Origin of the sequence: Candidatus Magnetobacterium casense (assembly GCF_019173545.1) — a bacterium.
GTDB lineage: Bacteria > Nitrospirota > Thermodesulfovibrionia > Thermodesulfovibrionales > Magnetobacteriaceae > Magnetobacterium > Magnetobacterium cryptolimnobacter.
Genome location: NZ_JABXWD010000167.1, coordinates 1 through 7,529, shown reverse-complemented (window position 1 = coordinate 7,529; position 7,529 = coordinate 1). Strand labels below are relative to the sequence as shown.

4 protein-coding genes are annotated in these 7,529 nt (G+C 51.7%); all 4 read left to right on the top strand.

Annotation, left to right across the window (positions count from 1 at the left end; all coding sequences use genetic code 11):
• The coding region (locus HWQ67_RS09980; protein ID WP_218252544.1) for a tetratricopeptide repeat protein at nt 1-425 on the top strand (425 nt) is incomplete at its 5' end.
• 471 nt (nt 426-896) lie between these two features.
• Nucleotides 897-2,072 carry an LL-diaminopimelate aminotransferase gene (locus tag HWQ67_RS09975; protein ID WP_218252543.1) on the top strand — a complete coding sequence of 392 codons (1,176 nt, stop codon included), beginning with the start codon at nt 897-899 and terminating at the stop codon, nt 2,070-2,072.
• Nucleotides 2,069-2,533 carry a 2-amino-4-hydroxy-6-hydroxymethyldihydropteridine diphosphokinase gene (folK, locus tag HWQ67_RS09970; protein WP_218252542.1) on the top strand — a complete coding sequence of 155 codons (465 nt, stop codon included), beginning with the start codon at nt 2,069-2,071 and terminating at the stop codon, nt 2,531-2,533. Before HWQ67_RS09975 ends, folK begins: the two co-directional genes overlap by 4 nt.
• Nucleotides 2,534-2,844: 311 nt before the next feature.
• Nucleotides 2,845-7,335, top strand: coding sequence for a BACON domain-containing protein (locus HWQ67_RS09965; RefSeq protein ID WP_218252541.1), 4,491 nt, complete (start codon nt 2,845-2,847; stop codon nt 7,333-7,335).
• The last annotated feature ends 194 nt before the right edge of the window (nt 7,336-7,529 follow it).

Below are 7,529 nucleotides of genomic sequence, written 5' to 3'. Positions count from 1 at the left end.
CAGTGGATAACATCCGTGGTGCGTGTCCTCATGCGCGTGCGTTGGGGCGGTACTTTGACGAGATGGTCTTATATCGCGAGGGTCGGGCGATTATGGAAACGGTCGCCGTCAGGGTCTCAGATGCGGTGATTGCTGAGACCAAGGCAACGAAGGATATAGCGGTTGGAAATTTTCTTCATGAGTACGCTTTCTCGTTAAATACGTTAGGCGACCCAAAGCAGGCGATTGCGTTTTACGAAAAAGCACTGGCTATATTTAAGGAAGTCTATGGCGAAAAACATCCGTATGTGGCGACTGTGCGTAACAACATGGTCGCCGTATCTGGCAAAGCAGGTGATCCGCAAAAGGCCGCCGAATCCGCCGCAAAGACCAAGACGGTCTGGTCTTGGTTGCGCCGCTGGTACGACAGACTCGTACACAACTAAAGCAAAGAGGTCGGGGCAATTGCATTTTAAAAACTTGATGCGTTGTCAATATAACATAGGATGGTACTCACGGTAAATTTGTTCTGCGTCATGCCCTTTGAGTATGTGCTGAGTTTTTTGACATTCGCAGATAGTCAAAGACCAGGCGAACACTGTGGTCAAGTTTTCGTATTTTCTCTGCTACACTGCGTACACCACTGGATTTTATAATATACTGATCGGATTCGAGTTTTTTCGGGTATCAAAATTGCTTGAATAGAAGAAAGAAAGGGGCGGCTCCGCTTCTTGTCGCTCCAGGACGTTCCTGGCCCCCTTCAGAACCCCCTGCAAGGGGACCAGTCCCCTTGACCCCATTATTTCACACTCAATTATCATGCCTGAAAAAAACTGTGTCATTTTAGTATACCATGAAATATCAAGAAGATACTCTTTTTGTTATAATGATACCTTAAAAAACATTTTGGAGGTACAATGAGAAATCCAATCAACACTGCACTTGCAGAGAGGGTGAGAAATCTGCCACCCTATCTCTTTGACCGTATTGACAGACTACAGACAGAGGCCATCAACAATAACGTTGATGTCATAGACCTCAGCATCGGCGACCCCGACATACCCACGCCACCTGTCATCGTGGAGGCGCTCAAGCGGGCTGCCGAAAACCCCGAACACCATCGCTATCCCTCATACCGCGGGATGGCGTCCTTCCGGGGTGCGGTCAGTGCGTGGTACAAGAGGCGGTTCGGTGTCGATATCGACCCTAATGTTGAGGCGTTGTCGCTGATCGGGTCAAAGGAGGGGGTTGGACACCTGCCCCTTGCCTTTGTCAATCCGGGGGATGTTGTCTTGTGTCCGTGTCCGGGGTATCCGGTGTATTCGATCGGGACGTTGTTTGCGCAGGGGCAGCCGTACTTTATGCCGCTGAAGGAGGAAAACGATTACTTCCCGGACTTTGCGGCCATCCCGCAGGACATACTCAAACGGGCACGGTTGATGTTCCTCAACTATCCCAACAATCCAACGAGTGCTGCCACTGGCAGGGAGAACTTTCTCAGGGCCATCGAGCTTGCCCATCAGCACAACATAATCATCTGTCACGACGCCGCCTACACGGAGACCTACTTTGACGGCAAGCGTCCGTTGAGCTTTATGGAGATCGACGGGGCACGTGAGGTCGCCATCGAACTGCACTCGCTCTCCAAGACCTACAACATGACCGGCTGGCGGGTGGGGTTTGCCGTTGGCAACCGTGAACTCGTCCAGGGATTGGGCAAGATCAAGACCAATCTGGACTCCGGCGTCTTTCAGGCCATACAGGAGGCCGCCATTGTTGCACTTGAGATGTCGGATGACCAACTGGCCTACATCCGGGACACCTATCAGGAACGGCGGGACTGCATGTATGACGGCCTGCGTGGACTTGGTCTGTCGGTCAAAAAGCCTGAAGCAACGTTTTATCTGTGGGCCAGAGTACCCGAAAAATTCGCCTCGGAGGCATTTTCGGTCCACCTGCTGGAGAAGTCCGGCGTGTTGGCCACCCCCGGCAACGGCTTTGGCGTAAACGGCGAGGGGTACATCCGGTTTGCCCTGACCAAGAGCGTTGAGCGGATCAAGGAGGCCATTGAGCGGATGAGGCTTGTCATTTGAAGGTCTACATAGGGATTGGCTCCAATCTGTCCGACAGGCATGGCAATTGTCTGCGGGCAGTGGGGCTTCTGCAAGAGGCCGGGTTAGCGATAACGGCACGTTCGGGGATGTATCAGACAACTGCGTGGGGGGAAACATCACAGCCCGACTTCATCAACATGTGCGTGGAGGCAGAGACCGACCTCCCCCCCGCAGAACTGTTAAGCGTTCTCAAGGCAATAGAGGTGCAGATGGGGCGTGTGCCCACGAGGCGGTGGGGGCCCCGACTCATCGACCTCGATATCCTTCTGTACGGTGGGCTTGTCGTGCAGGAGGAGGGGTTGACGATCCCGCATCCATACATGCATCAGCGCTGGTTCGTCCTTCACCCCCTGCGGGAGATAGCCCCAGGGGTGGTGCACCCCGTCCTCAACAAGAGCATCGGGGAGTTGGCCGGTTGGATGGATAAATTGGATGGATAAAAATGTCTCGTGACAATATAGCTTGACTCTCAAACGGGTGTAACTGCTAAAACCGCCACTTTTGTTTTACCCACAACTTGCCAAATCAGAAGAATTATCACGCATATGCAGAATATTGTCTATACAGATGAGATAAACATCTGTTTTATGAAGTTGACAGCTTAAAAAACATTATGGTAGCCTAACCAGTACGATTAGGGTTGGGAGTTGTAAAAAAAACAGGGAAAAAGGAGGTTATTTTTGTTTTTCATTTAAAACCACAGTCTGAATAGTCAGGCTAATCAATTACATCAAAAGGAGTGTTTAAGGTTATGAGAAGCAAAAGGGTGTTTTTAAGCTTGTTCATTGCATTTGTGTTGATTATAGCCAATGCAACACATGTAATGGCAAGTTGTAGCGGACTTTCTGTTAATCCAACGAGTACCACCATGCCATCATCTGCCGGCAGTGGCCTGTTTGACGTAACGGCTGCCAGCACCTGTACATGGACAGCCACAACGACTGACTCATGGATAACAATAACGTCACCATCAGGAGGCGTCTCCGGTAATGGTACCGTAAATTACACGGTGACAAGCAACTTTGATTCCTTTGCGCGTACTGGCAAGATCACTGTTTCAGGAGTGGACTTCACTATTACCCAGGAGCCTACCTGTACCCCTGTGCTCACGCCATGGAACAAGAATTTTTCGTCATCCGGAGGCAATGACTCCTTCACCATATCAGGTACCTGTTCGTGGCTCATTACAACCGCTGATCCGTGGATAACCATCACCTCGGCCACTTCCGGCTCTGGTAATGGAACGGTAAACTACAGCGTAGCGGCAAACACGGGTTCATCGGCCCGCACCGGCTACATTAACGTTGGCGGTTCGCCGTTTAAGGTTACTCAGGACCCCGCCACATCCACCGCCTGTACGGTTACTGTCAATCCGACAAACATGAGCTTTTCGTTATCCGGAGGCAGCGGCTCATTTAACGTGACAGCGGCAAGTGGATGCACATGGACTGCCGCAACCTCTGATACGTGGGTAACCATCACATCCGGCGTCTCAGGTACCGGCAATGGGACGGTAGCATACACCGTTGCAACAAACAACACCGGAAACATACGCACTGGTGTAATCAACGTCGGTGGAGCGGCCTTTACGATCACTCAGGACACCTATACATCGACCTGTACACTTACGCTCAACCCGACTAACAAGAATTTTTCGTCATCCGGTGGTGGCGACTCTTTCACTATAACCGCATCAGGCGGAACCAGTTGTCCGTGGAATGCCACAACCAATGATTCATGGATAACCATTACATCAGGCAATCCAGGCAATGGCAATGGGACGGTAGGCTACAGTGTGGCAGCAAATACCGGCTCTGCCGCCCGCACCGGGATAATTAACGTCGCAGGCGTAGGCTTTACGATTACCCAGGACGCCGGCACATCTGCCTGTACGATTACTCTCAATCCGACGAACATGAAGTTCCCACCATCGGGAGGCAACGGCTCCTTCGGCGTTACGTCTAACTGTCCGTGGACTGCCTCAACCACTGACTCGTGGATAGCCATCACATCAGGCAGTTCCGGCTCCGGTAATGGCACGGTTGCCTACAGTGTGAGCATAAACACTACCGCCAATACGCGCACTGGCACAATCTATGTCTCAGGCGTGAAATTCATTATTACCCAGGACCCTTCTACATCGGCCTGTGCGGTAGGACTCAGTCCAACGACTACCAATTTCCTGCCCTCTGGCGGCACCGGCTCCTTTAGCGTAAACGTTGGCAGTGGCTGTACGTGGAACGCCTCAACCGCTGACTATTGGGTGACCATCACATCAGCCAACACTGGCACCGGTAATGGGACAATAGCCTACAGTGTAGCGGCAAACACTGGTACAACAGTACGCACAGGGATAATCAACGTCTCCGGGGCAGAATTTAAGATTATCCAGGACCCTACTACATCAACAACCTGTACGGTTACAATCAGTCCAACGAGTATGACCTATCCATCATCTGCCACCAGTGGCTCATTTAACGTAACCGCTGCAAGCACTTGCACATGGACCGCCACAACCGCTGACTCCTGGGTAACCATTACCTCTGGCGTTTCCGGCACCGGCAATGGAACGGTAAACTACAGTATCTCAGATAACACTGGTACATCCGCACGCACCGGTATAATTAACCTCCCCGGGGCGGCATTTACCATTGTCCAGGACGCTTCTACGTCAACCTGCACGATTACACTTAATCCAACGTATAAGAACTCCCCAAACTATGGTGGTAGTGACTACTTTGATGTCAATGCGCCAAGTGGTTGCACATGGACCGCTGCAACGGCTGATTCGTGGGTGACCATAACATCAGGCACTTCAGGCGCCGGCAACAGGATGGTAAACTACACGGTTACACAAAACACCGATATGTACCCGCGCACCGGTATAATCAACGTTGCCGGGGGGGCATTTACGATTATTCAGGAAGCCGCCACGTCAGGCTGTATGATAACAATCAGCCCTGTCAACATGAACTATTCATCTGCCGGTGGCAGTGGCAGTATCAATGTAACAGGGACAAGTGGTTGCACATGGACCGCTGCAACGGCTGATTCATGGGTTACCATCACCGCAGGCACCTCCGGCAGTGGTAATGGCACTGTCAGTTACACCGTGGCGGCAAATACCACTACGGAAGCCCGCACCGGCATTATCAACGTCGCCGGAGTGGCATCTTCGATCATCCAGCAGCCTCCATCATCAACCTGTGGAATGATTACAGTCAGTCCGGTAAGCAAGAATTTTACCTCCTCCGGCGGCAACGACAGCGTTGTTGTAACGGCTGACAGTGGTTGTGCATGGACTGCCGCAAGCAGTGATAGCTGGATAACCATCACCTCTGGTAGTTCCGGCAGTGGCAGCGGCACTGTAGACTACACTGTTGCAGAAAACACCAGCACAACCTCAAGGATTGGTTCAATGACCATCGGGGGAGTGCTTGTCTCAGTTATGCAAGATGCTGCCTCGGCATGTATAATCTCGATTACCCCAATGGACAGCATGTTCCAGGCATACGCCGGTAGCGACGTCGTAAACGTTATGGCAGGCACAGGGTGTACATGGACTGCGGTCAGCAATGACTCCTGGATAGCCATTACGTCGGGCGCCTCAGGTTCCGGCAACTCAACTATCTCCTACTCGGTAGCGGAAAACACCGGCGCCTCCTCACGCACTGGCACCATTACCGTAACCGGACAGACTTTTACGGTCACCCAACTGGGTACGGATTGTGCCACCGGTATGGCGATAAGTCCGGTTAGCAGGAATTTCGCATCCACTGAAGTCAGCGATATCGTAAATGTGGCAACGCCAAACTCCGGCTGCTCCTGGACAGCTACAAGCAATGTAAGTTGGATCAGTATCACGGCAGGCAGTTCCGGCACCGGAAACGGCACGGTAAATTACACCGTGGCCGAAAACACGACTACAAGCAAACGCACCGGTACGATGACCATTGCCGGGCAGACATTCACGGTCAATCAGGAAGCACCGCAGACAGGTGAAGTGGTACTGACAATGGCGGTGGTGTTTCCGGAGTTCTCCACGGTACCGCCGTCCTCCTCCAGTACGTCCAATCCGCTCCAGGTGCCTGGCCATGGGGTAGGCTATGGCGTTGTAACATTGTCAAATGGCATGTTTTCCTGGAGCCACGATGGCAAGGTCGGTACTGCATCTATCAAGAGAGATAAGGTGATTGTCCTGTCGGCACAAGGGAAATTAGGTGCAACAATCAAGGGCTGGACCGGATGCGACCTCAACATTGGCACCAACCAGTGCGTGGTGAAGATGACCTCAAACAAGAAGGTAACAGTTGAGTTTTCGATCCCCAGAAAGGCCGAATACGACTTTGATGGCGATGGCAACAGCGATGTGCTATGGAGAAATTCCACCAGCGGAGACGTCTATGTCTGGTTGATGGATGGCAAGAAGATCAAGGGCGGAGGTCATATCGTCAAAAACACTGGCCAACAGTGGGATATCAAGTCAGTTGGTGACTTTAACGGCGATGGCAGGGCCGACCTGCTCTGGCAGAACAGCTCCACAGGTGATGTCTACATATACATCATGAAGGGCGCCGAGATATCCACTGGCGGTTTTGCGATGAAGAGTATGCCAAATGACTGGGAGGTCAATGCCGTTGGCGATTTCGATGGTGACGGCAAATCCGACATCATGTGGAGAAACACCGACACTGGAAACATCTATGTCTGGCTAATGAATGGCACCAAGATAATTGGCGGAGGCTATATAGCCAGGGGCATAGGTAGGGTATTGTGGAACATCAAGTTTGTGGCCGACTTGAATGGCGACAACAAGAGCGACGTGATATGGCAAAACTCTTTAAATGGTGATGTCTTTGTGTGGTTGCTCGATGGTCTGGCAATAGCGGAGCAGGGTTATGCTGCCAGGGGGATTCCAAAAAACTGGAAGCTCGACAGCGTAAGTGACTTTGATGGTGATGGCAGGGCCGACATCCTGTGGCATGAGGTAACAGGTAATGACTACGCCATCTGGTTTATGAATGGTGTAAAGGTCCGTGGTGGTGCATATGCAAACCGTGCAATCCCCAACAACTGGAGTGTCGTCAAGGCCGGCGACTATGACGGCGATGGCAAAGCAGACCTACTCTGGAGGGCCTCTGACACCGGGGACGTCTACCTGCACATACTCAAGGACGGCACCACCAGAAGGGACGAAGGCTTTGTCACAAAGGGCATTCCCGCAGAGTGGCAGACAAGATAGTTGTCGTTGACGGTGCATACCTGATATAAAACAAATAGTTTAACTCACAAACGGGGGCTGGTAAAACAGCCCCCTTCTTTCTTTTGGCTCTTTCTCAAAGTGAGTGGGTAAGATTAGCAATCCCGCCTATGGTAAGGCTTGACATGTTCCATTTAATATCTGCTGTTTTTGAGGGGAAGCATATAAAGGGTAAG